This is a genomic window from Synechocystis sp. IPPAS B-1465, assembly GCF_003015225.1.
In the GTDB taxonomy this organism is placed as follows: Bacteria; Cyanobacteriota; Cyanobacteriia; order Cyanobacteriales; family Microcystaceae; genus Synechocystis.
The window spans coordinates 1567018-1591527 of the sequence record NZ_CP028094.1 but is presented as its reverse complement, the minus strand read 5'-3'; the positions used below and the strand labels follow the sequence as shown (position 1 = coordinate 1591527).

General features: G+C 47.9%; 20 protein-coding genes. 11 read left to right on the top strand and 9 right to left on the bottom strand.

Features of this window, described 5'->3' with window-relative positions; translation table 11 throughout:
• Nucleotides 1-345: 345 nt before the first annotated feature.
• Complete coding sequence (locus tag C7I86_RS07450; RefSeq protein ID WP_010872638.1) at nucleotides 346-2214, bottom strand: alpha/beta hydrolase; 1869 nt, start codon at nucleotides 2212-2214, stop codon at nucleotides 346-348.
• A 113-nt stretch (nucleotides 2215-2327) separates the two neighbouring features.
• Here C7I86_RS07450 and C7I86_RS07445 point away from each other — a divergent pair, with 113 nt between their 5' ends.
• From C7I86_RS07445 to C7I86_RS07435, 3 genes are all read left to right on the top strand, one after another.
• Nucleotides 2328-2576 (top strand): hypothetical protein, encoded by a 249-nt coding sequence (locus C7I86_RS07445; protein ID WP_010872637.1) that lies wholly within the window; start codon nucleotides 2328-2330, stop codon nucleotides 2574-2576.
• Between the two features lie 72 nt (nucleotides 2577-2648).
• On the top strand, nucleotides 2649-3326 hold the full coding sequence (ntcA, locus tag C7I86_RS07440) for a global nitrogen regulator NtcA (protein WP_010872636.1): 678 nt from the start codon (nucleotides 2649-2651) through the stop codon (nucleotides 3324-3326).
• A gap of 9 nt (nucleotides 3327-3335) precedes the next feature.
• Nucleotides 3336-4811: a DUF3084 domain-containing protein gene (locus C7I86_RS07435; RefSeq protein WP_010872635.1), complete on the top strand. Its 1476-nt coding sequence runs from the start codon at nucleotides 3336-3338 to the stop codon at nucleotides 4809-4811.
• Between the two features lie 71 nt (nucleotides 4812-4882).
• Here the strand turns inward: C7I86_RS07435 and C7I86_RS07430 are convergent, their stop codons facing one another.
• Nucleotides 4883-5479 (bottom strand): late competence development ComFB family protein, encoded by a 597-nt coding sequence (locus C7I86_RS07430; RefSeq protein WP_010872634.1) that lies wholly within the window; start codon nucleotides 5477-5479, stop codon nucleotides 4883-4885.
• Between the two features lie 210 nt (nucleotides 5480-5689).
• Here C7I86_RS07430 and proS point away from each other — a divergent pair, with 210 nt between their 5' ends.
• The 3 genes from proS to C7I86_RS07415 all read left to right on the top strand — a co-directional run bounded on the left by proS (nucleotide 5690) and on the right by C7I86_RS07415 (nucleotide 9461).
• Nucleotides 5690-7501, top strand: coding sequence for a proline--tRNA ligase (gene proS / locus C7I86_RS07425; protein ID WP_010872633.1), 1812 nt, complete (start codon nucleotides 5690-5692; stop codon nucleotides 7499-7501).
• A 128-nt stretch (nucleotides 7502-7629) separates the two neighbouring features.
• A complete protein-coding gene (locus C7I86_RS07420; protein WP_020861748.1) occupies nucleotides 7630-8097 on the top strand; it encodes a hypothetical protein in 468 nt (155 codons plus the stop codon).
• Between the two features lie 113 nt (nucleotides 8098-8210).
• Nucleotides 8211-9461, top strand: coding sequence for an HhoA/HhoB/HtrA family serine endopeptidase (locus C7I86_RS07415; protein ID WP_010872631.1), 1251 nt, complete (start codon nucleotides 8211-8213; stop codon nucleotides 9459-9461).
• A 50-nt stretch (nucleotides 9462-9511) separates the two neighbouring features.
• Here the strand turns inward: C7I86_RS07415 and C7I86_RS07410 are convergent, their stop codons facing one another.
• Nucleotides 9512-10504, bottom strand: coding sequence for an aldo/keto reductase (locus tag C7I86_RS07410; protein ID WP_010872630.1), 993 nt, complete (start codon nucleotides 10502-10504; stop codon nucleotides 9512-9514).
• Between the two features lie 395 nt (nucleotides 10505-10899).
• Here C7I86_RS07410 and C7I86_RS07405 point away from each other — a divergent pair, with 395 nt between their 5' ends.
• From C7I86_RS07405 to apt, 4 genes are all read left to right on the top strand, one after another.
• On the top strand, nucleotides 10900-11778 hold the full coding sequence (locus tag C7I86_RS07405) for a bile acid:sodium symporter family protein (RefSeq protein ID WP_010872629.1): 879 nt from the start codon (nucleotides 10900-10902) through the stop codon (nucleotides 11776-11778).
• A gap of 151 nt (nucleotides 11779-11929) precedes the next feature.
• Nucleotides 11930-12124: a helix-turn-helix domain-containing protein gene (locus C7I86_RS07400; RefSeq protein WP_199303631.1), complete on the top strand. Its 195-nt coding sequence runs from the start codon at nucleotides 11930-11932 to the stop codon at nucleotides 12122-12124.
• Nucleotides 12125-12171: 47 nt separating this feature from the next.
• Entirely contained in the window at nucleotides 12172-13086 is a 915-nt protein-coding gene (locus C7I86_RS07395; protein WP_010872627.1) for a restriction endonuclease, read from the top strand.
• A gap of 380 nt (nucleotides 13087-13466) precedes the next feature.
• Nucleotides 13467-13985: an adenine phosphoribosyltransferase gene (gene apt / locus C7I86_RS07390; protein WP_010872626.1), complete on the top strand. Its 519-nt coding sequence runs from the start codon at nucleotides 13467-13469 to the stop codon at nucleotides 13983-13985.
• A 172-nt stretch (nucleotides 13986-14157) separates the two neighbouring features.
• Here the strand turns inward: apt and C7I86_RS07385 are convergent, their stop codons facing one another.
• On the bottom strand, nucleotides 14158-15945 hold the full coding sequence (locus C7I86_RS07385) for a GldG family protein (RefSeq protein WP_010872625.1): 1788 nt from the start codon (nucleotides 15943-15945) through the stop codon (nucleotides 14158-14160).
• A 172-nt stretch (nucleotides 15946-16117) separates the two neighbouring features.
• Here C7I86_RS07385 and plsY point away from each other — a divergent pair, with 172 nt between their 5' ends.
• On the top strand, nucleotides 16118-16786 hold the full coding sequence (gene plsY, locus C7I86_RS07380) for a glycerol-3-phosphate 1-O-acyltransferase PlsY (RefSeq protein ID WP_010872624.1): 669 nt from the start codon (nucleotides 16118-16120) through the stop codon (nucleotides 16784-16786).
• A gap of 222 nt (nucleotides 16787-17008) precedes the next feature.
• On the opposite strand, the gene C7I86_RS07375 is transcribed toward plsY, so the two are convergent.
• The 5 genes from C7I86_RS07375 to C7I86_RS07355 all read right to left on the bottom strand — a co-directional run bounded on the left by C7I86_RS07375 (nucleotide 17009) and on the right by C7I86_RS07355 (nucleotide 24393).
• On the bottom strand, nucleotides 17009-19861 hold the full coding sequence (locus C7I86_RS07375) for a response regulator (RefSeq protein ID WP_010872623.1): 2853 nt from the start codon (nucleotides 19859-19861) through the stop codon (nucleotides 17009-17011).
• Nucleotides 19862-20094: 233 nt separating this feature from the next.
• Nucleotides 20095-20979, bottom strand: coding sequence for a lysophospholipid acyltransferase family protein (locus C7I86_RS07370; protein ID WP_010872622.1), 885 nt, complete (start codon nucleotides 20977-20979; stop codon nucleotides 20095-20097).
• A gap of 7 nt (nucleotides 20980-20986) precedes the next feature.
• The gene (ftsY, locus tag C7I86_RS07365) at nucleotides 20987-22501 is read right to left on the bottom strand and encodes a signal recognition particle-docking protein FtsY (RefSeq protein WP_010872621.1); all 1515 of its coding nucleotides are present in this window, start codon (nucleotides 22499-22501) and stop codon (nucleotides 20987-20989) included.
• Between the two features lie 189 nt (nucleotides 22502-22690).
• Entirely contained in the window at nucleotides 22691-23122 is a 432-nt protein-coding gene (locus C7I86_RS07360; RefSeq protein ID WP_010872620.1) for a cupin domain-containing protein, read from the bottom strand.
• Nucleotides 23123-23286: 164 nt separating this feature from the next.
• Nucleotides 23287-24393 (bottom strand): two-component system response regulator, encoded by a 1107-nt coding sequence (locus C7I86_RS07355; protein ID WP_010872619.1) that lies wholly within the window; start codon nucleotides 24391-24393, stop codon nucleotides 23287-23289.
• Between the last annotated feature and the right edge of the window lie 117 nt (nucleotides 24394-24510).

Here is a 24510-nt window from a genome sequence, read left to right as displayed (position 1 = left end):
TGATAATCAGTAGTATTGATTAAAGTTTGACCATTCTGAATGAGAGCCTGAAGTTGGGCTGTAATATCTTGATTTAAATTGGATTGTCGTCCTAGCAGTGCCAACGACCAAATCCTGGTATCTACGATGACTTCCATTGGACAGTTCCCTGTTGTTTATAGTCATAATCAAGACCTTATTCTATTGTCCCAAATATATTGATGATTTTCAGTAATTTTTATTGTTCTAGGTACGCTTGTAAAGCATGCTCAATAGCAGTTTTAAGGTCATATCTGGACTAAGATTCATTGCTGCTTGGAAAAAATCATCGTTAAGATTTAGAGTGATTTTCATGGCTAGTTCACATTAAAAATTATCGGAAATGGTTTGGGGGGGAAACTCATTGGGAGGAGGAGTCAGACCGTTGGTGCGGCGGAACTCCTCAATGTCCTTAATTAAAGCTCCCTCGGATTTTTGGCTAATTAGATAAAACTTGAATTCTTGATCCCGACTCAAATAGGCGGCATGGGCGGCTCCGTTCTCCACTAGGGGGCGGAAACTTTCGTCCCCAGCTACATACAACTGGAAAAAGGGCACCATGACAGCAGAACCATAGGTGTGGAGTAGGTTTGGATCAGGCAATTTCAAACTGACTGCTTCCACTGACTCGACCACGTTTTTGATATTGGCATCAATTTTGGAGAAATCTACGTGGGCTTGCCCTTCCATCAAAGTTAGATACTTATCACGACTGGCCAAGCGAGGGAAAGAACGGGCCTGTTCCAACACAAAAGGAGTGGCTGGATCATAACTGCCCCCAAGCAATAGAACTGGGACCGTAACCTTATGCAGTCCCGATACGCCAAAGATCGCACTGTTAACAGGATTGGCCGCCAGCACTGCCACTACCCGGGGGTCTCGGAAGTCATAATCGGACCGGGGCAGGGTTAGGGCATCGCATTGCAATAACAGGGCCGTGTTGGGGACTCCTTGGCCAATGCGACATTCCGATTTCAAAAAATCCCAGTCAATGGTGGCCCCGGCCACAGCTAACGCGCCATAACCCCCAAAGGAGTGGCCCCCCACCCCTACCTGGGTCAAGTTAAGGCGATCGCCGAACTCACTGGCATTGCGACGTTCCAACTCATCAATGACGTAGCTAATATCCTTGGGCCGGTCAATAAACTCGGTGGGATAGTAACCCTGGCGAGAAGTGCGATTGAGTAAAGCTTGGGCCTGGAGAATGTCACTGCCGGGATGCTGGGGCAAAGCCACCACAAAACCATAGGAGGCCATTTTCTCCGCCGCATTGTCGAAATCTTCCGGACGGGAAGCCAAACCATGGGAAAAAACTAAAACTGGTGTTTTGCCTTCTTTCCAGCGTTGGGGGCGGTAAACATCCACGTAAAAACGACGGTTACGACTTTGGTCGTTTAACCACCAGGTTTCTTTGGGGGCCACACCGTAGGGGCCCATTTCAGTGGGATCTGGTAAAGCACTAAAGTTGATATCCCCTTCTGAAGCCGCCTCAATTTCCGAGAGGGCAATCATCTTATCAATGAAGTGTTCGGAAGCTTTAACTAGCAGTTCCACCGCCCGGGCCCGTTCTTCCACCACTTCCCCTTGGAAATGGATATCGGTGGGATACTTTTTGATGAAATTGATGAGGCTTAGTCCCCCTTCTGGATCCTCGGCTGCCTGCACAATTGCGGCCCGAATACCATATTTGGAGTTAGCTCCCCAGGGGGCATTGAGAATCACCGCTGCCCTAGCCAGGGAATCTTCCCCCAGGCTGGTGTTAAAAAAGTTACTCAGCACAACGGGGTCCACCTCTGCCCGGAGCCCCATAATTTCCCTTAATTTTGCTAATTTTTCTTCGGAAGCTCCCACCAGATTAAATAAAAAGCTGAGATTGGAATCCACAGTGCCATCCTGCACAAATCTTTCTAGGGATTCCACCCGCACCGTCAACTTGATTGGCCCGTAGGTGAAAAAGATATTTTCCGCAGTTTTGCCCGGCAATTGAACGGCGATCGCCGTGAGGGCTCCCAAACAAACGGACTGCAGCCAACGACGGAGGTTTAAGGGAAAAGTGACCATGGAAGCTATATCGAGATTAATTAAAGGGGGGGGATCAACCAAGTTGCTGGACTGGAGCAGTGGGCAAGAAACCTGAGCTAATTCTAGGCAATTTTGTTGCCATTGCCCCCAACGTAAAGTTATTTTTTTCTCCATTACCTTTTGTTACCTAAAATTTAATGGAGCCAACCTAGGCTGGACCTTTTGTCACCGTTGCTCTGTCCACGGGATGGAGGATAATCTAAACGAAATCATTAGGGACCCTGACCATGCAAAAAGCCGACGAATTTGCCATCCATCTGTTTTTGGCCAATGGCCATCGAGAGGAAGTCCGTTTCATGACCATTCAAGATTTCCAAAAATGGTATAGCAACGAAGTTGTGCCCAAGCACGATTCCCAGGAATTTATCAGTGTGCCTATCAGAAATATTCAGGGCGAGTACATGGTGGTGCGACCCTCGGCGATCGTTGCCATTCGGGTGGAACCAATTTTCTTTGGCAGTGTGGAGCGCATGTAATCCGTTGTGTATAATCTTGATACAGAATGGGGTTTTGCACTTCCCTTGATGCCCCCATTACCGTGAACGTGCATGGATCAGTCCCTAACCCAAGATCGTCCCCTAGCGGCAGTGTTTCGACGCTTAGGCAGTGAGTTGATGCCCCCGGTGGTGGAAACGTTTGATCGGAGTAAAACAATTTTTTTTCCTGGGGATCCGGCGGAACGGGTTTATTTTTTGCTCAAGGGGGCTGTTAAGTTATCTAGGGTTTACGAAGCCGGGGAAGAAATTACCGTCGCTCTGTTGAGGGAGAACAGTGTTTTTGGGGTGTTATCATTAGTTACCGGGCAACGTTCTGACCGTTTTTACCACGCAGTGGCTTTTACCCCGGTGGAGTTACTGTCTGCCCCCATTGAACAGGTGGAACAGGCTCTCAAGGAGCATCCCGACCTGTCATTGTTGATGTTACAGGGGCTTTCTTCCCGCATTCTCCAGACGGAAATGATGATTGAAACCCTAGCCCACCGGGATATGGGTTCTCGTTTGGTTAGTTTTTTGCTGATTCTCTGTCGAGATTTTGGTGTACCTGCCCCGGACGGCATTCGCATTGACCTCAAGTTATCCCATCAGGCGATCGCCGAAGCCATTGGTTCCACCAGGGTAACGGTGACTAGGCTCCTAGGAGATCTGCGGGAGGGTAATATGATCTCCATCACGAAAAAGAAAATTACCGTCCATAACCCCGTTGCTCTCAGTCAACAGTTTACCTAACCACCCTCTATGACCAGTGCCTATATTCTGGTTCTTTCTGTCCTAGTTTTGGGCGGAATCATTGCTGCGCTGGGGGATCATTTGGGCAGTAAGGTGGGCAAAGCTCGCCTACGTCTGTTTAAACTGCGACCCCGACAGACGGCGGTATTGTTGACGGTGATTACTGGCACTCTGATTTCCGCTTCCACCCTGGGGATTTTGTTTACTTTTAGTAAATCCTTACGAGAGGGGGTGTTTCAACTAGATGATATTTTGGCGCAGTTGCGGGTGGCCAAAACAGAATTGGAACAGGCTAGCCAAGCGAAAGAAGAAATTGAATCGGAACTTACGGCTGTACGCGAAGAGCAACAATTGGTGCAGGAGCGCAGTCGGGAGCTGAATCGAAACTATACCAAAGCTTTGCAGTTATTGCGCCGGGTATCGGAACAATCCCGTAATTTGCGCCAGGAGGTGGCTAACCTTTCAGCGGAAAGGGCTCAATTGAACGAACAAAAGGACTCACTATTAGCGGAATCTTCAGAACTTCAGAGTCAGGTAAAACTGAGGGATCAAGAATTATCCAAGCGTCAGGAACGCATTGCCCAACAGGAAAAAGTCCTTGCCCGTCAGCGGGAACAGGTGCAATCTTTGGAGAAAAGGTTTGCTTCTTTGGAGGCCCAGCGCCAACAGTTACAAGCTGAAATTAATCAACGGGACACCAAAATTGATCAACTCGACCAGGCGATCGCCGCTAAAGATAATGACATCCAGGCCCGGGAAGAAAAGTTACAGGGGCTAGAAACAGAACTAAGTTTCCTGCAGAGGGAAGTGGAAGAACTCGAACGCTATTATCAAGATTACCAAGAGCTGCGGGGGCAACAAATTGCCATTCTGCGGGGTCAGTTATTGGCCTTTGGTGGTCTAAGGGTGGTAAGTAGCGAAGCTGTCACTGGTGCCGTGGATCAATTGTTGCGCCAGGCTAATCGCACTGCTCTACAACTGGTTAAAACCCCCAATATGCCCGTGCCCGATGAACCCATTGTCCGGGTGACCACCGCCCAGGTGGATAGTATTACAAGCCAACTCCAACCAGGCCAGGAATATGTTATTCGGGTGCTATCAGCGGGGAATTATGTGCAGGAAGAAAGGGAAATTCGGGTCTTTTTTGACGTGGTGCCCAACCGCCAAGTTTTTCGAGAAGCGGAAACCATTGCCACCATTTCCCTCGAATCCTCCGACTTTAGCGAAGTTGATGTCCAAAAACGGATTGATTATCTCCTGGCTGCCGCCCAATTCCGTGCCCGTCGGGAAGGTATTTTGGGCCCGATACAAGTGGAGGATGGGCGCATTAAAACTTTGATTGATTTTATCGAACAACTGCGCCGTCAGGCCGATAATCCCCCCAATGAAGTCCGGGCGATCGCCGCTGAGGATACATCGGTGGTCGGACCGTTAAAGATCAGAATTATTGCTTTGCGGGGCAATCAAATTATGTTTGAGAATTAATTTTGTCGGTCATCTTTGGAAATATACCCAGAGTAAATCCTGGCCAAGGCTCCATAAATCCAATTAACCAATTACCAAAGGGTATTTTTGGGGTCAATCTGGCGGTTATCCATGGCCGGAGTTCTAATGGGGGGCGGGGGCGGCAAAGGCATCGATCGCCGTTCATTAATGGCGGGAGGAGTAGGGGATTGGACAGCGGTCAATTTCAAAAAGGCTTGCCTTAGTAAAGGTAAACAATTGTCCCAGGTAACTTCTTTGTTAACTGGTTCCAACAAGTTGTAGCGTTTGAGCAATTCCTGAATTTGTCCCAGGGTATTTTCTGCTCCCCGATAATTCACCTCAATTTCCGAAACGATGGGTTCAGAGCTTCGTAAAGGGTCCCTCTCCACTGCGGCGATCGCCCGACGAACGGCGGAAGTCAACTCACTGCGATACTGGCGGGCCGCCACCCGACGTTGTTCTTCCACTCCCTTCACACTGGAGGCATAGAGGGGCGGTAAACGATTGAGGGCGTAGGTTGCCACCTCGGTTAAATTGAGATAATTTCTCAAGTTTTTGGGGTAAAAACGCAGTTGTTTATCAATCTCTTCATAGACCAACGTTTCCATCACATTGACATGAACGCCGGCATTGACGGGGGCTGAGGACTCGGAGGCGAGAAAATCCATGGCAGAGAGCTGGGGAAAGTGATAACTAGACGAGAAAAATTATCATAGGGGAGCGGGAGCAAAATACTGGGGAAAATACAGAGCAAATACATCCCCGGATTCAAGTGGCACTCCGATTTTAGCTGAATTAAGGGATTCTCGGCGCAGTCATTCAACACAATTTAACTGGTGTGGGATAATGGGTCAGTGCGTCATTTACCTAGGCTCATTATGCGACTGTCCCAGATGCTCTTTGTCACCCTCAGAGACGATCCAGCGGATGCGGAAATCCCCAGTCATAAACTTCTGGTGCGGGCCGGTTTTATCCGTCGTTTGGGCAGTGGTCTATACGCCTACTTACCTCTGATATGGCGGGTGCTAGAAAAAGTGAAGCGCATTGTCCAGGAAGAAATGAATCGCACCGGGGCCCAGGAGTGCCTATTGCCCCAGCTACAGCCGTCGGAATTGTGGAAAATGTCAGGACGGTGGGATACCTACACAGAGTCCGAAGGAATTATGTTTGCCCTCCGGGATCGACTAGAACGGGAACTTGGTTTGGGCCCCACCCATGAAGAAGTAATCACGGCGATCGCCAAGGAAATGATCCGTTCCTATCGTCAATTGCCGGTGAATTTATACCAAATTCAGACCAAATTCCGGGATGAAATTCGTCCCCGTTTTGGGCTTATGCGGGGGCGGGAGTTCATTATGAAAGATGCCTATTCTTTCCACAGTGACGAAGCTAGTTTAAAGGCAACCTACGGGGCCATGGACCAGGCCTACAGAAATATTTTTAGCCGCTGTGGTCTAGATTTCCGGCCGGTGGATGCGGATTCCGGGGCGATCGGTGGTTCCGGTTCCCAGGAGTTTATGGTGCTGGCCGATGCCGGGGAAGATGAAATTCTCTACACCGAAGATGGTTTATATTCCGCCAATGTGGAAAAAGCAGTGTCCCTTGCCCCCGATGCTAAACCTTCCCCTTTTAGTGGTTATAAAAAACAGTCAGCCCCCAATACCGCCACGATCGCCAAGATGTGCCAATGCTTAGACTGTGATGCCAGCAATGTGGTGAAAAACGTTTTATATCAAGCGGTGTACAATTCCGGCAAAGCGGTTTTAGTGTTGGTAAGTATCCGGGGTGATCAAGAAGTTAATGAAGTTAAATTAACCAACGAGTTGACCAAACTAGCTCCCCATTATGAAAGCACTAATATTTTAAGTTTGACTGTTCCCGATGAAAAAGAACAGCAAAAATGGGCGGCAAAACCGTTACCTTTGGGTTATATTTCCCCCGGCATTAGTGATGATTACATTGCCACAAATAAACAAGTAGCAGACAAATTTCTCCGGCTGGTAGATCAAACCGCGGTGGATTTGACCAACTTTGCCACCGGCGCTGATGCAGTTGATTACCATGTTACTGGAGCCAACTGGAGCACCGACTTTACCCTGCCTAAATTGGTGGTGGATGTGCGTAAAGCTCTGGCTGGTGATCGCCCGGTCCATGACCCCACAGGGGAACTGAAAACTGCCCGGGGTATCGAAGTGGGGCATATTTTCCAATTGGGCACCAAATATTCCCAAGCCATGGGAGCTACCTTCACCAACGAACAGGGGGAAGAAAAACCTTTGGTGATGGGCTGTTACGGCATTGGCGTGTCCCGCTTAGCCCAGGCCGCCGTTGAGCAGAGTTACGATAAAGACGGCATTATTTGGCCCACGGCGATCGCCCCCTACGAAGTAGTCATTGTGGTACCCAATGTGGGGGACGAAGAACAAATGCAGGTGGCCGAGCAAATTTACACAGAATTCCAGGCCGCCGAGGTAGATGTGCTGCTGGATGACCGCAACGAACGGGCCGGGGTCAAATTTAAAGACTCTGAACTTATTGGCATTCCTTATCGGGTTGTCACCGGCAAATCCCTCAAACAAGGACAGCTAGAAGTGGTCAAGCGGGCCGATAAAAGTGTGCAAAATCTGGCGATCGCCGCCGTTGTCCCCACCTTAACTGCCTGGATCAAAGCAGAGAAAAAGACTAGTTAAAACTACTTAGTCCTAGGGCCAGTCCAGTTGCAGAAATAGCACCCTTTTGCCCCAGCTTTTTAGGGAAAAATGCTATGGTCAATGTGTCTTGAATATCTTGAATCACTTTTTCCAGAGGGTAAGTTGTGATGAAATCTTTACTGCGGGGAATTGCCCTATCCGTGTCGGTGTTGATGGCCACAGGGGGCTATGGATTAACCACTTCAGCCCAGGTAGCTCCAGGGGATGACATACCCACCGTGCAAGAGGCTTTGGATACCCCCGATGTAGATGACATCACCGACCAACCCGACCAGTTGATCACTTGGATATGTAAAAACGGTAGTAAAAGTGTTGCTGTAGAAGTTAAGGAGCTGAAAGGTTGGCAGGAAACCGTTAACCCAGACCAGACTTGGGCATGCGAACAAAATATTCCCTCCGTTGATCCAGGGGATGCCACTTTTTCTTGTGAAACTAACGCCACCATGGGCTTAATCACTGTCTTTTGGCTAGAAGGGGAAGGCGGTAAAGCAGAGATGACAAGCTGGATGAATAACTTAGCTAATAATCAAAATATGGTCTGCACCCACGGCCAGAGTAATCCCTTTTGGGAATAGAGTTTTGCGCTGCCATTTAGCTGGGTTGAAGGGGAAAGAGTTTTCGTCCTTTGGCGACAATTTCCCCAGCTCCAGTTTGTTAAAGTTAAAACACTGACTATTAACAATTCTCCATGGCAATCCATCTGAAGGCATCACATTTAGGCGTGGCCGTGCTTTTACTCCTTTTCGGTGGGGCGATCGGTGCCGCTGGGGGGGGTTATCTTTTGTCTTCAGGCCAAAACCATTCCTCCCCCGACTCCCCTGTCAACACCAGTCCCCAAAGTCTGACTCCTGCCCCGGTGGAGAGCAATTACCGCAGTGCCCTCCCCCTAACTCTGCCTCGCTCTGCCCAGGATGATCAGGAGCTAAATTTCATCGCCCGGGCTGTGCAAAAAATTGGCCCCGCAGTGGTCAGAATTGATTCGGAAAGGACTGCTGTTTCCCAGGGCGGCCCCATGGGAGACCAACCCTTTTTCCGTCGCTTTTTTGGTGAGGAAATGCCCCCTAACCCCGACCCAAGGGAACAGGGCACTGGCTCGGGTTTTATTTTGAGTTCTGACGGCGAAGTTTTAACCAATGCCCATGTGGTGGAAGGGGCCAGCACAGTTAAGGTCACCCTTAAAGATGGCTCCGTCCTCGAAGGTAAGGTGATGGGAATTGATACGATGACCGATGTGGCCGTAGTGAAAGTTGAAGCGGAAAATTTGCCTGTGGTGGAAATTGGCCAATCCGATCGCCTGCAGCCTGGAGAATGGGCCATCGCTATTGGTAATCCTTTGGGTTTAGATAACACCGTTACCGTTGGCATTATCAGTGCCCTGGGCCGCTCTAGTTCCGAGGTGGGGGTGCCAGATAAACGGGTGCGCTTTATCCAAACCGATGCCGCCATCAATCCAGGCAATTCCGGTGGCCCCCTGCTCAATGCCAAAGGGGAAGTGATTGGAGTCAACACAGCCATCCGAGCCGATGCCCAGGGATTGGGATTTGCCATTCCTATTCAAACGGCCCAAAATGTAGCGGAAAATCTGTTTACCAAGGGCAAAATGGAGCATCCCTACCTTGGCATCCACATGGTTACCCTGACCCCGGAAATGACTAAACAATTGCGGACTAGTGGGGAGTTACCGGCAGGGGTGACAGCGGACACAGGGGTTTTAATTATTCAAGTCAGTCCAGGTTCCCCGGCGGCCCAGGCAGGGTTGGCCCCAGGGGACATCATTCTCGAAGTGGGGGGCATGGGGGTTAAAACCGCCACTGACGTTCAAGAACGGGTGGAAGTGAGTCAAATTGGGGAACCTTTGGCGATCGCCGTTAAGCGTGGACAAAAACCACAAATGATGGCAGTGCGACCAGGGCCCTTTCCCGAAGATTTGGGTCAATAAAGTCTAGCGCTTTGATTAGTATTTATAAACCCAGTTAATCCTTTGGCAAACTAACGACTTTGGAAAATGTTTTGCACCATGGTTTGGGGTAAGGCCGCTGCCTGATTGTTCAACTCGTCCATCTCCCCCCGATCCAGTTGCCAACCCAGCGCTCCCAGATTGTCCTGTACCTGTTGGCAGTTTTTTGCCCCTGGAATGGGCATAGTCCCCTGGCATATACACCAGTTCAAGGCTACCTGGGCCATGGTTTTTTCCCGCTCCCTGGCGATCGCCTGGAGAGTATCCAAAAGAGGCTGAATTTTGGGTAATAGTCGCCGGAACAATAGGCCACGGATACCTGGAGGAAAAGGTCCTTGGGGACCATATTTACCGGTCAACAGCCCCAGGGTCAGGGGACTATAGGCAATTAATTTGATGCCCAATTGCTCACAGAGTTCCTTCAAGCCTAATTTGCTGACGGGATCGGTGGAAAGCAAGGAATATTGCACCTGCAGACTGACAATGCTAACTCCCTCATTCTGACAAAAGTCATAGGCCTTTTGCAGACGCTTGGGACCGAAGTTGGATAAACCTAAAGCCTTAGCGTGGCCCCGTTGGCAAAGTTGGACTAAACCCTTGAGCAAAGGTTGTTCTTGCCAGGGAGCATAGTTGGCCGTGGACCAATGGAGTTGGACGAGATCAATTGGTCGCTGTAGTCGTTGCTGGGAAGCCATGCCGGCCCCAACCATAGCTTGGGGAGTGAGTCGCCACGGGTAGGGAGCTAATTTGGTGGCCAGGCAAATTTTGTCTTGATTTAGTCCTTCATAGGCTTGGGAAAATTGCCCCAACAGTTTTTCACTTTGTCCTTGGAGTCGGCCGGTGCCATAGGAATCTCCAGTGTCAAAAAAAGTTATTCCCGCCGCCACACATTCCCTAAACACCCGTTCCAGTTCTCCATTCATAGCAGGCTGGTAACCCCAGAGCAATTTGTTACCCCAAGCCCAGGTGCCACAACCCATGGCCGGCCAAATAATTAGGGAAGTATCTGTGGTGCTAATTGTCATAGGCCATAGCTAGTTGGTTACAAAGTTTGACGGGGCTGAATTTTACCAAATTGCTGGGAAATTTACTCCATAAAACACCTGTTGGGACGTTACTCCCTGCAAGTTAAGTCTTTTCAATACATTTGCCGTTTTCATCTGACTCTAGTCTAGGACCAATCCTAACCAGATGTGCATAAACTTAGATACGTCTTAAAATATGTCTAATTTTGGGTGGCCATTTTCAGGTAGACAAAACAAATGCTCTTTCGCAATTTAGCAAAATTATGATACACTCACTTTGTTTATTTGCAAAGAATTTACCCCGCATTTTACAATTTTAAAGAGTTTTTGATTTTATTTCAAATATCATTCAACACTTCCATTTCAAATCAAATTAATTTTTATCATTTGCTCCCATGGAGTCCAATTTTTTAACAACTATTTTCTTGCCCTTGGCTCTTTTTTTGATTATGTTTGGCATGGGGCTTGGGCTTACCATTAAAGACTTTAATCGCATTTGGCTAGAACCCAAAGCCGTTGCAATTGGTTTAATCGCCCAATTAGTTATGTTGCCCATGGTGGGATTCGGGCTATCATCTTTGTTTTCTTTGTCCCCAGAGTTAGCAGTGGGGTTAATGATTTTGGCCGCCTGTCCCGGTGGCTCCACTTCCAATGTAATTACCTATTTGCTCAAAGGCAACGTGGCCCTTTCCATTACCCTAACTGCCATCAGTAGTTTGGTCACGATCATCACCATTCCCCTGGTGGTTAATCTGGCGGCAAATTATTTTATGGGGGAACAATTTGCTCTCCAACTTCCTTTTCTCAAAACCGTTTTACAAATTGCCGTAATTACCATTATTCCGGTTAGCTTAGGTATGATTTTTTACCATTTCTTGCCTAAAATTGCCATGGTAATGGAGAAAAATGTTAAATGGCTTTCCCTATTTTTTCTTGGTATTATTATCGTTGCTATTCTAGTCAAAGAGCGGGAAAACTTGGCAGACTTTTTCCTCCAAGTGGGGGGAGTAACTGTAACGCTCAATCTTCTCACTATGGGGCTGGGTTATGGCATTGCTATCTTGGCGGGGCTAGGGCTTGCTGAAAGAAAATCTATCACCATTGAAGTGGGTATCCAAAACGGCACTTTGGCGATCGCCATTGCCACAACTCTTTTAAATGCTCCTATTATGGCCATTCCTGCTGCAATTTATTCCGTTGTTATGTTCTTGACCAGTGGCATTTTTGCTGGTTTACTGAAAGCCAAAATATTTAGGGGGCTCAAATCTACATAAAAACTTTTCCGTAACAAACCCATGGTCAAAGCTTTTATGCAAAAAATATTCTGGCCGTTAAGTTTGGCACTGTAACTTACTAGCAAACTACCAGAAGTTGGGAAGATTGACGATTACCTTGCTTGGTGGTGTGGGGCAGTTTGAAAGAGAGATGATGCTAGAGCGTCAGCGTGAAGGGGTAGCTAAGGCTGAAGAGAAGTATGAGGCTAGAAAACCTATCAGTGACGGTGTACCGGAACAGGTTGTAACTCTTGTACGTCATGGTAGGTCTAAAGCTTATGTAGCAAGGGAGTTGGGGATTAGTCAGGCTAGTGTGTATAGAATAATTAACTTATGTAGCGCTTAGCTCTCCTTAATTTCATAATAAATTTATACGTTTAGAGGAAATGGTAAATGATATTAGTTCTTCCTTGGTTAATAGGTGCTGGTGCTACTGCTACATTTGTTTGGGGATTTAATAAAATTAAAAATGCTTGGGATGAAGAAGATAAAAAAAAGGAAGAAGAAAAAAGGAAAAAAAGGGAAGCTAGAAATACTGAAGCTAAAGCAATATGGGATGCTGTTGAAAGATACGGAGAAATGTTAGTTTTTGAAAAAGAGAGAATAAGCCAGGAATGGAATCAAGTCAGCAAAAATATTTTGAGTGAAGACAGAAAAAATACAAAAAATTTAGAAGAAGATATAGAACATATAGAAAAATATATTGAGCAATCAAAAACTATTTATTCTGTTTGGGAAACAGTAGATAGCCAATCAAGATTAATAGAAGATCATTATTATGACACAAGAATTTGTAAAGAAATGAAAGAGGAAAATAATGAAAAAAGAAATAAAATGAAAAAATGGGAAGAATCGTCCAATTATATTAATTCTCATATCATATTTTTATATGATACTTTAGACTTAAAAAAAGAATGCAAAGAACAGCAAAAACTTATTGAGTCCGGTATGGATAGTATTGATAAAATGGATGGAGTTGATTTTGAAAAAGTATTACTAACGCATTTTACTAGGATGGGCTACAGGGGATCTTTGACTCAACAAACTCAAGATTTTGGTGCTGATCTAATTTTGATGAAAGATCGTAAAAAATATGTTATTCAGGCAAAGAGAAGTGCCAGTGCTGTTAGTGTAAAAGCTATTCAAGAAATTCTTGGTGCTAAGGGATATTATGATGCTGATATTGCTATTGTTGTAACTAATAATAGTTATACCGAAAATGCTAAAGAGTTAGCATACAGAAATAAAGTGGAGCTTTGGGATAGAGATAAACTAATTGAATTTATATTAGAATCACGAAAAATATGAATTTAATTTAGTTATTGTAACTACGGCGTTTTTGGTTAGACTATGGCAAAACCTAAACCGTTTAATACTTCACCCCATAGTGTTTTTACTTATGGTGCTAGAGAATTTACTTAAGATAGCACTATTTCCGTAGAACAAACCCTTACAGCCTATTGCAAGTGTAAGGGCATCAGTAAATGGAGGGGAAATAACTTCATTAAGGGTGGTTGAGATAAACACGTTTACTGATATCTAGCAACGTCACAGCATAATGCTTGTAGAGAATTCCCCTGTACCCCACCGCTCACCTATCCGTAGAGTTGGGAATTTATCGCTAATCATCAGTTAAAGGTACACTGTAGCCTGAACCTGTTGCCGTAACGACCTTAAACCATCGCATTATGGATTTAAAAGCTTTAATTCGGGATATACCGGACTTCCCCAAGCCAGGCATTATGTTTAGGGATATAACCACCCTGCTCAATAGTCCGGAGGGACTGCGCTACACCATCGACTCCCTGGTGGAACAATGTGAAAGCCAGGAACTTGTGCCGGACCATGTGGTGGGCATGGAATCCCGGGGGTTTTTATTTGGCATGCCCCTTGCCTATCAAATGAATGCCGGTTTTATCCCTGTACGAAAACCAGGCAAATTACCAGCCCCAGTCCACCGAGTTGAGTATGATTTAGAGTACGGTAAAGACTCTTTAGAAATCCATCAGGATGCGGTAGCTCCCCACCATCGGGTGTTAATTGTGGACGACTTAATCGCTACGGGGGGAACCGCCAAGGCCACTGCTGAATTGTTAACTAAGCTTGGCTGTGAGGTGTTAGGTTTTGCTTTTATCATTGAGCTTGCGGCCCTCAATGGCCGTCAATGTTTACCGGATTTACCAATTATTTCCCTGGTGGAATATTAAGGGCTCCCATGGTGTTCAAAACCTTGTATTCAAGAGGTTTTAAGGACCTATTGGCATCATTTGTTCACCAGAATTGACCCATTAAAGATTGGGCAATATCGGGAGAATTTAATCCGATTCTTCTCCAAACTTGGGGTTCCGGGGGTACTTTTTAAAAAAATTCTAATTACCCTTACCTTTGTCGCCACCAGGTAAACACCGCTAGCCCTAGGCCGATTAGGGGGACAATCACCCAGGTTAACCACCCTAAAACCGTAGCTCGTCGCACTCCTAGATTAATACGGCGATCGGTGGGGTCTTTGGCCCGCACATTAAGGGGTTGGTCAACGTTTTCTGCTAACCATTGCACACTGTTGAGAAAAATATCACCGTTGACAGCTTCGTTAAACCACGCATTGGTGGCAAAGGCAGCACTACCCACCACCACCATCTTGGCAGGGGGAAGCTCTGGGTCGCCATTTTGTTGAGCTGTTTGGGCCTGATCATTGCCACTGTCTTCGTTTTCACCGGCCGGTGATTCTTCCCGATCGCCAGCTTGATTGCTGTCATTTTCTGGCATTGCCTCTGGTTGATTGGTGCCATTGCCGGTGGGACTAGGACTGGGGGAAACTGGGGGACTAGGGGAGGGGTTAATTTCTTCGGGTTCAGTATTATTGCCTGTCTCCATTTCCTTGGCTGAACTGACTTCTTTCCCTTCCCTGGTCAAAGCCACAGCCACATCAAAGGGGCCCAACAAGTCCGTTTCCGGGTTTGGTTGCAGGTCTTCACTGATTAGTTGGGTGGCATACATCAAATCCGAAGCTTCCACTAGGGTGGTGGCTTGAATATGGGGTTGTTCCTTGGTGGCCACGGGGCGTACTAGGGGAAAAATGGCGATCGCCCCTTGGAGTTTCTGGGTGATGGGATGGTTGCCGTAACGATTGAAAATGGGCACGGTGGGGTCAAGGCCAAACACACCACCAGCTCCGGAAAGATCGATTACCAGTCTGGGATCAAAACTTACGCCCCAAGGCTCCAGAAGGTCTTCCAAGCCGGCATCAGCTTCCGGGGATACCATCACTAATAGGTTACCCCCTTGGTCGGTGTACTGTTTTAAAGTAGCAATTTCCGGCGCTAAAAACTTGCGGGTCGGCCCGGCAATGACCACTGCATCGGCATCTTCTGGAATACCTCCATCGGTAACCACGTTGAGGGGTTGGACTGTCACACCAAGATTTTCGAGGGCGGTCACTGCGGTGGAGATCCCCCTTGGTTCGTTATTGAGGGGCAATTCCCCATGGCCCTGGACGAGGTAAACCTGTGGTATTTCCTGGCGTTGGGCTTTGGCAATGGCATTGGTGAGTTGAATTTCAGAAAGGTCTTCCCGTTGCTGGAAGCTGAGTAGATTTTGAACTAATTGTTTCTTGTCGCCATACTCGATGAATACATCTCCCTTATTTTGCACATTAAAGTCCTGTACCAATTTAGGGCGGCGATCGGGGTGCACAAATTCAAAACTAAATTGATCACTGAAACGTTGGTAATTTTGCAGTAGCCTCCGATCTTTTTCACTAGGGGCATCGTCGAAAATCCAGACTTTGAGGGGTTGTTCCAGCTCTGCCACTAAGCTCTGACTTTGGGGGGCGAGGGTAAACCGTTGATTTTCGGTCAAATCCCAGGCGACAGGATAACGAAAAGCAATGTAGTTAATGAGGGTTAAAATCGCCAACACCGCTAGGGTGGAGGCAATCACGTTAGCGCTAGATTGGGTCGATCGCCGGCCGAGAAAACCTTGGGATCTTTGCCAAAGCCAGGTCCACCAGAGGAAGAAAAAAATCACTGCTATGGCCATCAAACCTAGATATAACTTACTCATTACCCCGGTTACCCCTAGGGCAATGCCCCCCGCCAAGCCAAAGGCGATCGCCGGTAAGAAGGCATATTTCCCGTAAGTCCGAAATAGAGCAGTAAGCCGAGCCATAGGTGATGTGATGCGAAATCCTCTGTATCGTATCTTACCGAAACGGGCTGGCCATACATGGAGCGATAGTTCTAGCTGGCTTAACCAAAATTTTTAAACTGGGTGACATTGGGCACGGATCAGCAAATAATTGGTGTTAGCCCTGCCATGCTGATTATTGTCCCCTGCCGCCATGACCACCGCTCTTTTACTCTGCCTGTGTCTGCTCTTGATTACCTATTTGATGGGGTCTATCCCCACTGGTTACCTAGCAGGCAAACTGTTATTGGGCATTGATATTCGGGAGCATGGTTCCAAATCCACCGGCGCCACCAATGTGTTTCGCACCCTGGGGAAACCGGCGGCGATCGCCGTTTTAGCCATTGATATCAGTAAGGGGGTAATGGCTGTGGCCTTGGTGCGGGCCATTTACAGCGGAGATTGGTTGCCGGCCTTACCAGCGGCCTGGCAAAACTGGTTAACTTTGGGGGTGGCCATTGCGGTGGTGCTGGGTCACAGCAAATCCATTTTTCTCAAGTTTTCCGGTGGGAAATCCGTTGCCACCAGCCTGGGGGTGTTATTTATGCTCAACATCTGGTTGGCCCTGGGCACTTTAGCCACCTTTTTGACCGTAATTTTCTTCACCCGCATTGTTTCCCTGAGTTCCATTGTGGCGGCGATCGCCGTTAATGGCATTGCCCTAGCTCTCCAATTGCCCCCGCCCTATCTTGCCTTTACCTTTCTTGCAGGGATGTATGTGATTGTTCGTCACCGGACCAATATTGAACGCATATTACAGGGTACAGAGCCCAAGTTAGGGGAAAAAGTCTCTTCAGTACCGGACAGAAAAGGGGTTGCCTAGCCATGGCCGGATTCCCTCGCTTTAGCGAAATCGGATTAGTTTAACCTGAGTTCAAAAAGAAAGAAATGGTGAAAAAGGCTGAGGATGACCCAAGCAAGCCCTCCTTAGGCATTCCACAGTATGAACTCAGTACCCTCCCACTGCCCACTTTTTAGGTCTCGAACGCCCATTTCAGAGCATTTTTAATGCAGACAGCACAGGTTCTAGCGCGGCTTGAACGGCCTAGAGATGGCGGTCAATCATCTCCGGTGACTCATGTTCACGGCAACTATCTTCCAACTGCTGAGCTGTATGGTGCACATTTTCTATTCCCAGCAGTGCCGCTGCACCCTTGATGCTGTGGGCATAGCGAGTTGCCGCTGTGGGGTCGTCGCTGGCTTGCTCTGTTCTAAATTGATCTGCAAAGTTGGAGTAGCGATCGCCGAATTTAACCAAAAGCCGGTGGTAAAGCTCCACATTTTCGATATATTGCATGCCAATCTGTTGATTAATGCCCGTCATGGAGGAAAATGACAAATCTGCTTTTAGATTGCTGCTTGGATTTTTTTTCTCCCTGGCAGAATTGGGCGGAATCCAATGGGCTAGGGTTTGGAAAAGTAGATCAGGCTTAATTGGCTTGGTTAAATGGTCATTCATGCCTGCATCTAGGGCTTTTTCCTGATCGCCGGCCATAGCATTGGCGGTCATGGCAATAATGGGCAGATTGCGGTGATATTCCTGTTGCCGGATGGCCCGGGTGGCATCATAACCATTGAGCATCGGCATTTGAATGTCCATTAAAATGGCATCGTAGGTATTACTGGTCAACAAAGTTAAAGCTTCTTGGCCGTTATTGGCCACTTGTACCCGCAACCCTTTAGAAGTCAGTAGATCATGGGCAAATTCCCGGTTAATCTCATTGTCTTCCACCAGTAAAATGCTGGCCCCCTCCAGTTGGGTGATCGCCTGGGTTACCGATGGTTTCGCCTCCAGAATGGAGACCCGACTAACCAGATAATCTTGGGCCACCGCTGGGGAAGCTGTTCCCAAACAAACCGTGAAATGAAAGGTGCTTCCTTGGCCCACCACGCTCTCCAGCCAAATATCTCCTCCCATCAACTCCGTTAGGGATTTACTGATGGCTAAACCCAAACCCGTGCCCCCGTACTGGCGGGAGGTGGAGGTTTCCCCCTGGTTAAACCATTGAAACAGTTTGCTTTGTTGGTCGGGGGTCAAACCAATGCCCGTATCTGTGACCGAAAATTGTAGTTTGGTTTGCTCGTTTTCGGTTTTTAACAACTGGCCCCGAATGGTAATTTCGCCTTGGTTGGTGAATTTGACTGCATTATTGCCCAGGTTGATCAAAATCTGGCTGAGACGGAGGCGATCGCCAACTAAAATCGGGGGAATTCTAGGATCAAGATGAAAGTTAAGGGTTAAACCTTTGGCTTCCGCTTGGATGCCTAAAATACTGTGGAGATTACCCATCACTTCTTCCACGGAAAAAGGCTTTTGCTCAAGCTCTAATTTGCCCGCTTCCATTTTGGAAAAATCTAAAATATTGTTGATAATTCCCAACAATAACTCCCCCGCATACTGGACTTTTTGGAGATAGTTCCGTTGTTGACTGGTCAAATCCGTTTGCAAAACCAACTCGCTCATGCCAATGATGGCGTTCATGGGGGTGCGGATTTCATGGCTCATATTGGCGAGAAACTCACTTTTGGCTTTGGTGGCCCCCTCCGCCACCAGCTTTGCTTCCAATAAGCTTTCTTGACTGTTTTCTAGCTCTTGAGTTCGCTCCTGAATCCGTTGCTCTAATTTTTCATTGAGGTGTTCTAGGGAAATTTGTGCTTCCTGTAACTCCGTAACATCTTGGATAGTTCCCCTCGATAAAAGGGGCAGATTATTTTTATCAAAAACGGTATTACATTGCTCCTGAACATACTTAATCCGACCATCAGGCATTAGGAGGCGATGGACAATATCGTAGGGTTGATATTTTTGCAGATGGCACTGATAGGCTTCATCAACCAACTCTCGATCGCCGGGATGAATGAGATTGAGAAAGGCTTCATAGGTTCCAGCAAAATCCTGGGGGGCAATCTCAAACAGATTGAACACTTCCGGCGACCAAAAAAGCACGTTGGTGGCATAGTCCAGTTCCCAGTTACCAATTTTGGCGATCGCCTGGGCCAGGCGGTAACGGTTTTCACTTTCCGTTAATTTTTTGACTAGGCGACGGGAACGGGCAATGCGCCAGATTTCATTAGAAATTAATTGCACGGTTTCCACATCCTGGTCAGTGTAAAAAACGTCCTTATTACCAACCCCGGTGAGCATCACCACTTTGCCATCGTCGATAACAGGGACGCTGATCAACCGGGCTAAATAGGCATGGCCCTCCGGCAAACCTTTTTTCCCTTGGTGGGTGGCGTAATCATTGATCAACACCGGGCGACGGAGTCTCAACGCATCGGCCCAAATGCCTGCTTCTTCCACGGGATAATGGCTAGCGGCTACAACACGACAATAGTTGGCCAAGGTGGCCCGGGACCAAGCCACCAATTCAATGGTCTGTTCGTCATCATTGACAAAATGAATAAAGGCGATCTTACTTTTCGTCAGTTCCTCTGCAAACTCCTGACCCCGTTGTAAAAATTCCACTTCACTCAGGCGATCGGCGTACTGGGGTAATTCCAACAAAACATCGGACCGCCGTGCTTGAAAAGCTAATTGCGCCTTGGTTTGCCGATCTTTTTTGAGCAAATAAGTCAGCCATAATACCCCGATAAACGCCAGTCCGAACCCCACCAATCCTAGATGTGGACTTATTCTTTCGATCATTGGCTTTATCTGCTCCACCTTGGCCTCGGTGGGAACCGTTTCAACCTGGGCAAAACTTTCCCCCCGAACAATTCCTGTCCCCCTACCTTCAACGCAATCGGTGCATTTTGACTCCTCTATGGCCACCGCTTGTTCCGTATCCCTCAACTGGCTGGCAGATAACTCCATGGAAGTGAGTAAGGCCACTAACACCCAGAATCTGGCCGTACTACGCAACGGAGAAAATGTGTTGAGGAAAAAAGACTTCATTCTGGGGGAGACAGATGATTGCTAATGTCCCGGCTGATATAGACCAGACTAGTTTGATTTTAATTTATTCCAACAAACATCAGCGGATTTTTGCGCCCATCCGCACAATGATATTTTCCAGCAAAACTATAGATTCACCGCTATAGATGAAGTCGACATTTACCTATTACTCTGCTTCAAATATTTTTATCAAGCCAGTTACGACAAAAGTGTTTTTACGGGCCAAACCCTGTTCAGAGAAAATTTAATTGAGGCAAAATATTGGCAGTTTCAGCCAGTTGATCTAGCTCCCGTTGCATCTCCGTTTTCACCAGTTGATAACACTGCTCGACATAATCCTTATCTTTGGCGGCGTCGTTGCCGTAACGCTCAAAGTAGATCGGTGGACAGATGCGAGTGTGCATAGTCAACGGTAAAGGCACATGGGGCAGGGGGCCTAACGCTAGACCCCAGGGCAAACCCAGATAAATGGGAAAAACCACCGGGTCCACGTCCAATAGCCAAGGCATACCAAGGTCATGGAGATATTTAACTTGGTCGTAGCAATCCCCCATAACCAACAGAGTTTCGTGGGAACCGACGGCGATCGCCGGGACGATGGGTACCCCTTGCCGCAGGGCCAATTTAATAAAACCTTTACGACCGGCAAAATAAATTTCATGTCGTTGGCTAAAGGGACGAAATACATCCTGGGCTCCACCGGGGTAAACCAACACACTGGCCCCGGATTGCAGAGCGGCGATCGCCATTTTGGGATGAGCTTGGACTGCCCCCACCTTAACGGCCAACTCTGCCAGGGGACGGCTCATTTTCCAAACCGTGGGATGCATTAAACCGTACACAGGGCGATGTAAACCCTGGCAACGAAACCAGTCGTAAATCATCATCACCATATCCGGTGAAGAAAGGCCGCCATTATGGGAACCCACCAGCAATACCTGTCCCGGCGGTAAATTTTCCCAGCCACTAGTCTGCACCCGGAAATAGTATTTGTAAAACCATTCCCAAAAAGGCATTAACCGTTTGATGGTTTCCGGATCCCGCCCCCCCAAAGACCAACCGTCCAGGGCAGGATTACACTCAAACAACGGCGATCGATCACTGGTCGCTCTTAGCACAAAAATATTAACCGTTTAGTAGGGCTTCAACAAATTCATAGCTGGAAAAGGGACGCAAATCCTCAATGCCTTCCCCTGCACCGATAAAACGAATGGGCAGATTCAACTGCTGGGCCACCGCCAGGGCCACCCCTCCCTTAGCGCTGCCATCCAATTTGGTCAGCACCACTCCGCTCAATTTGGCGGCCTCGGCAAATACTTCCGCTTGGCGTAAACCGTTTTGCCCCAGGGTGGCATCCAATACTAGTAAAGATTCCACCGTGGCGTTGGGGGCTTTTTTGTCGATAATGCGCCGGATTTTGGCTAGCTCGTCCATCAAATTTTTCTTATTTTGTAACCTTCCCGCCGTATCCACCAACAGCAAATTAACGTTACGGGACTGGGCTGCACTAATGCCGTCATAGACCACCGCCGCCGGGTCAGTATTTTGCCCAGGGTTAGCAATGACGGGAACGCCACTCCTTTCCCCCCAAACTTTCACCTGTTCCACCGCCGCCGCCCGAAAAGTATCCGCCGCCGCAATCACACAGTCATAACCGGATTGTTTGGCCATAAAGGCCAACTTACCGATGGTGGTGGTTTTGCCGGCTCCATTAACCCCCGTCAATAACCAGACATTCAGCCCTTCCGCTTCCGGGGCAAATTCAGCACTGGGCAGGGATAACAAAGGGCGATCGAGGATGGAACGCAAAATTTCTTTGAGGAATTCAATGGCCTGTTCCGGGGGCAATGCTTCCTCTCGCAATTTGTCCTGAAGGGTGGTAATGATGTAATCGGTGGCTTCAACGCCCACATCGGCCTGGAGCAGAATCGCTTCAATCTCCTCTACCGCCGCCTCGTTGAGGGGCCCCTGGCCCACGATGGATTTAAGTTGGTTGACTAGGTTAACCCTGGTTTTACTCAGTCCCTGCCGCAGTTTCCTCAGCCAATCAATTTCTTCCGCCGACACATCCGCTGCCGATCGCCCTTGGGCCGCTAGGACCTTGGCTGACCACATGAAGTCATCGTCCATGGCCATGGATTCAGCAGTTAGGGTGCCCGCCACTGTGGCTTCTTCCACCGCCGTTTCTTTTAAGGCTTCTAGGCGATCGGACTTTTGTAACCAAGCGGGGCCGGTTGTTATTTCGGTTTCAGGAGAAGGGAGATCTGCCTCTGTAGCTGTTGCTTGGTCAGATTCGGGGGCAACAACTATTTCTTCTGCGGTTTCTTCTATTCCTGCTTCAACCGTGATCGCTGCGGCAGACTCTGGCGGGCTAACAGTTTCCGCTTTACGGGCCTGAATATTTTGGTACGCCGCTTTCGCCCATTGGAGATAATCGTCCGGGTTGGCAGTGTCTGAGCTTGGTTCCTCGGGGGGGGGAGCAGCTAATTCCGTTGTTTGAGAATCTTCCTCGCTGGGGGATTCGGTTTCTGCCTGGATTACCTCCGGTGCCAATTCAGGACTAACCTCCGCCCCTTCCGGGGGAGCAGACTCGGGGGCAGTGTTATCTTTACCAAACTGACGACGGAACCAATTAAACATACGTTTGCGAAAAATACGAAGCCGGCCAAAATTCTAGGCGATCGCCCTGGGATGGAAATCCCACTGTTTTCAAATGACCATTGTGCCTAGTTTATCGGTTTTTCCCACACCGGGGAGGCAGGGGCTAAAAACCAGGGCAATTTTTCCTTTTGCCACCTAGGGATGAGCGCTTCAGTTTTCTTAGGCAGTTTAATTGGGCTGATCCTTAACGGTTACGGGCAAATCCTTCGCTCCGGCATAAAACACCAAAATTTTCACAGGGCCCTCCCCCACGTTGCGGCCATTGTGTACTGTATTCACCACTTCAGCGATGGCGTCCCCGGTTTTGATGAGCTTTTTCTGCCCATTTAGGAGGGTGACCTCCAATTCCCCTTCCAGCAAAATGCCAAAGGAGGGCACTGGATGGGAATGCCAACCCGTTTCGGCACCGGGGGCAATTTCGATCATCATGCCAGTGATTTCTGCTTGGCCTTCTGGGTAAGCCAGAGGTTGACCATCCCAACTAGTTTCGGTTTTGAGGATGGTTTCTACCTTAATTGCTTCCGCTGGCTCGAAAGCAAAAACCGTGGGTTGGCAAGCAAGAACTGTGGCTAGGGCAAAGAAGCTGGAGATAAATTTCATGGTGCTCAGGGTCTAATGTTGCTAGTCTTAACCAATTCTGCGCCATAAATCTTAATTTCAGCCCGTTAACCCCAAACTTTTCCCTTGGCTAGGCTTTTTGCCGGAATATTACGGCGATCGCCATACAGTCACAAAACCTGTACTTCTTTAATACGCCATGGCCATTACCCCTTATCGGCGAACTCAGCGGCGATCGTTTTAAAAGTGGGATGAATAGCCATAAACGCATCAACCACATCGGGATCAAAGTGTTGGCCGTAGCCGGCTTCGATAATGGCCACCGCCTCTTCGTGGGGCATCGCTTCTTTATAAACCCGACTACTAATTAAAGCGTCATAAACATCGGCGATCGCCATCAAACGGGCCGCAATGGGAATATCATCCCCCGATAGCCCTTGGGGATAACCGGTTCCATCCCATTTTTCCTGGTGAGAATAGGCAATTTCCTTGGCTAGTTGCAAAAAATCCACCTTCATTCCCAAACTTTTTTCCGCTTGGACAATGGCATCCCGCCCCAAAGTGGTGTGGGTTTTCATAATTTCAAATTCTTCTGCTGTTAAGGGACCGGGCTTAAGCAGAATGTGGTCCGGCACTCCCACTTTGCCAATGTCATGGAGGGGAGCCGATTTATAGAGCAAATTGATGGTGTGATCGGTTAAAAATTTCTGGAAGCGGGGATGGTTTTTTAATTGCTCAGCCAAAGCCCGGACATAATTTTGGGTACGGCGGATATGATTACCCGTTTCATGATCCCTAGTTTCCGCCAGGGAAGCCATCACCTGAATAGTTACATCCTGAATCGCCATCATCTCCTGGGTACGTCTGGCCACTTCCTGCTCTAGGAAAGCATTTTTATCAAGCAAAAAATCCGCCGCCGCTTTGATCGTCAACTGGGTATTAACCCTGGCCATCAGAATTGGTGGACTAACGGGCTTAGTAATATAATCCACTGCCCCTAGTGCCAGCCCTTTGCGTTCATCCTCAATTTCTGACTTGGCCGTGAGAAAAATTACGGGAATCCTCTGGGTGGCCGGATTTGCTTTTAAATGGGCACAAACTTCATAGCCATCTATGCCCGGCATCATAATGTCCAGCAGAATTAAATCCGGTGGGGGTAAAGTTTGGGCAACCTTGAGGGCTTTTTCCCCGTTATTGGCAATTTTGACCCGGTAGTAATCTTTCAATAATCCACTCATCAAAGCTAGATTATCCGGGGTGTCATCCACAACCAAAATGGTGGCTTTTGAGTTGGGATCGGGGGGAGTGTTCATTTTCAATAGTCAAAGATAAATAATGAGTATGTATAGCTAATTCAATCAAAAATAGGGCAACATAAACGGCTAAAGTACTTTTAATACAAGCTTGATAGAAGTCGCTATCGCTACTGT

Excerpts from the sequence above, each read along its gene's own strand:
- C7I86_RS07375 (WP_010872623.1), bottom strand. The coding sequence starts at position 19,861 with ATGAAGTCTTTTTTCCTCAACACATTTTCTCCGTTGCGTAGTACGGCC.
- ntcA (WP_010872636.1), top strand. The coding sequence starts at position 2,649 with ATGGATCAGTCCCTAACCCAAGATCGTCCCCTAGCGGCAGTGTTTCGA.
- apt (WP_010872626.1), top strand. The coding sequence starts at position 13,467 with ATGGATTTAAAAGCTTTAATTCGGGATATACCGGACTTCCCCAAGCCA.
- C7I86_RS07355 (WP_010872619.1), bottom strand. The coding sequence starts at position 24,393 with ATGAACACTCCCCCCGATCCCAACTCAAAAGCCACCATTTTGGTTGTG.
- C7I86_RS07405 (WP_010872629.1), top strand. The coding sequence starts at position 10,900 with ATGGAGTCCAATTTTTTAACAACTATTTTCTTGCCCTTGGCTCTTTTT.
- C7I86_RS07420 (WP_020861748.1), top strand. The coding sequence starts at position 7,630 with ATGAAATCTTTACTGCGGGGAATTGCCCTATCCGTGTCGGTGTTGATG.
- C7I86_RS07450 (WP_010872638.1), bottom strand. The coding sequence starts at position 2,214 with ATGGAGAAAAAAATAACTTTACGTTGGGGGCAATGGCAACAAAATTGC.
- C7I86_RS07430 (WP_010872634.1), bottom strand. The coding sequence starts at position 5,479 with ATGGATTTTCTCGCCTCCGAGTCCTCAGCCCCCGTCAATGCCGGCGTT.
- ftsY (WP_010872621.1), bottom strand. The coding sequence starts at position 22,501 with ATGTTTAATTGGTTCCGTCGTCAGTTTGGTAAAGATAACACTGCCCCC.
- C7I86_RS07410 (WP_010872630.1), bottom strand. The coding sequence starts at position 10,504 with ATGACAATTAGCACCACAGATACTTCCCTAATTATTTGGCCGGCCATG.
- C7I86_RS07360 (WP_010872620.1), bottom strand. The coding sequence starts at position 23,122 with ATGAAATTTATCTCCAGCTTCTTTGCCCTAGCCACAGTTCTTGCTTGC.
- C7I86_RS07415 (WP_010872631.1), top strand. The coding sequence starts at position 8,211 with ATGGCAATCCATCTGAAGGCATCACATTTAGGCGTGGCCGTGCTTTTA.
- C7I86_RS07395 (WP_010872627.1), top strand. The coding sequence starts at position 12,172 with ATGATATTAGTTCTTCCTTGGTTAATAGGTGCTGGTGCTACTGCTACA.
- C7I86_RS07445 (WP_010872637.1), top strand. The coding sequence starts at position 2,328 with ATGCAAAAAGCCGACGAATTTGCCATCCATCTGTTTTTGGCCAATGGC.
- C7I86_RS07385 (WP_010872625.1), bottom strand. The coding sequence starts at position 15,945 with ATGGCTCGGCTTACTGCTCTATTTCGGACTTACGGGAAATATGCCTTC.
- proS (WP_010872633.1), top strand. The coding sequence starts at position 5,690 with ATGCGACTGTCCCAGATGCTCTTTGTCACCCTCAGAGACGATCCAGCG.
- C7I86_RS07435 (WP_010872635.1), top strand. The coding sequence starts at position 3,336 with ATGACCAGTGCCTATATTCTGGTTCTTTCTGTCCTAGTTTTGGGCGGA.
- C7I86_RS07400 (WP_199303631.1), top strand. The coding sequence starts at position 11,930 with ATGATGCTAGAGCGTCAGCGTGAAGGGGTAGCTAAGGCTGAAGAGAAG.
- plsY (WP_010872624.1), top strand. The coding sequence starts at position 16,118 with ATGACCACCGCTCTTTTACTCTGCCTGTGTCTGCTCTTGATTACCTAT.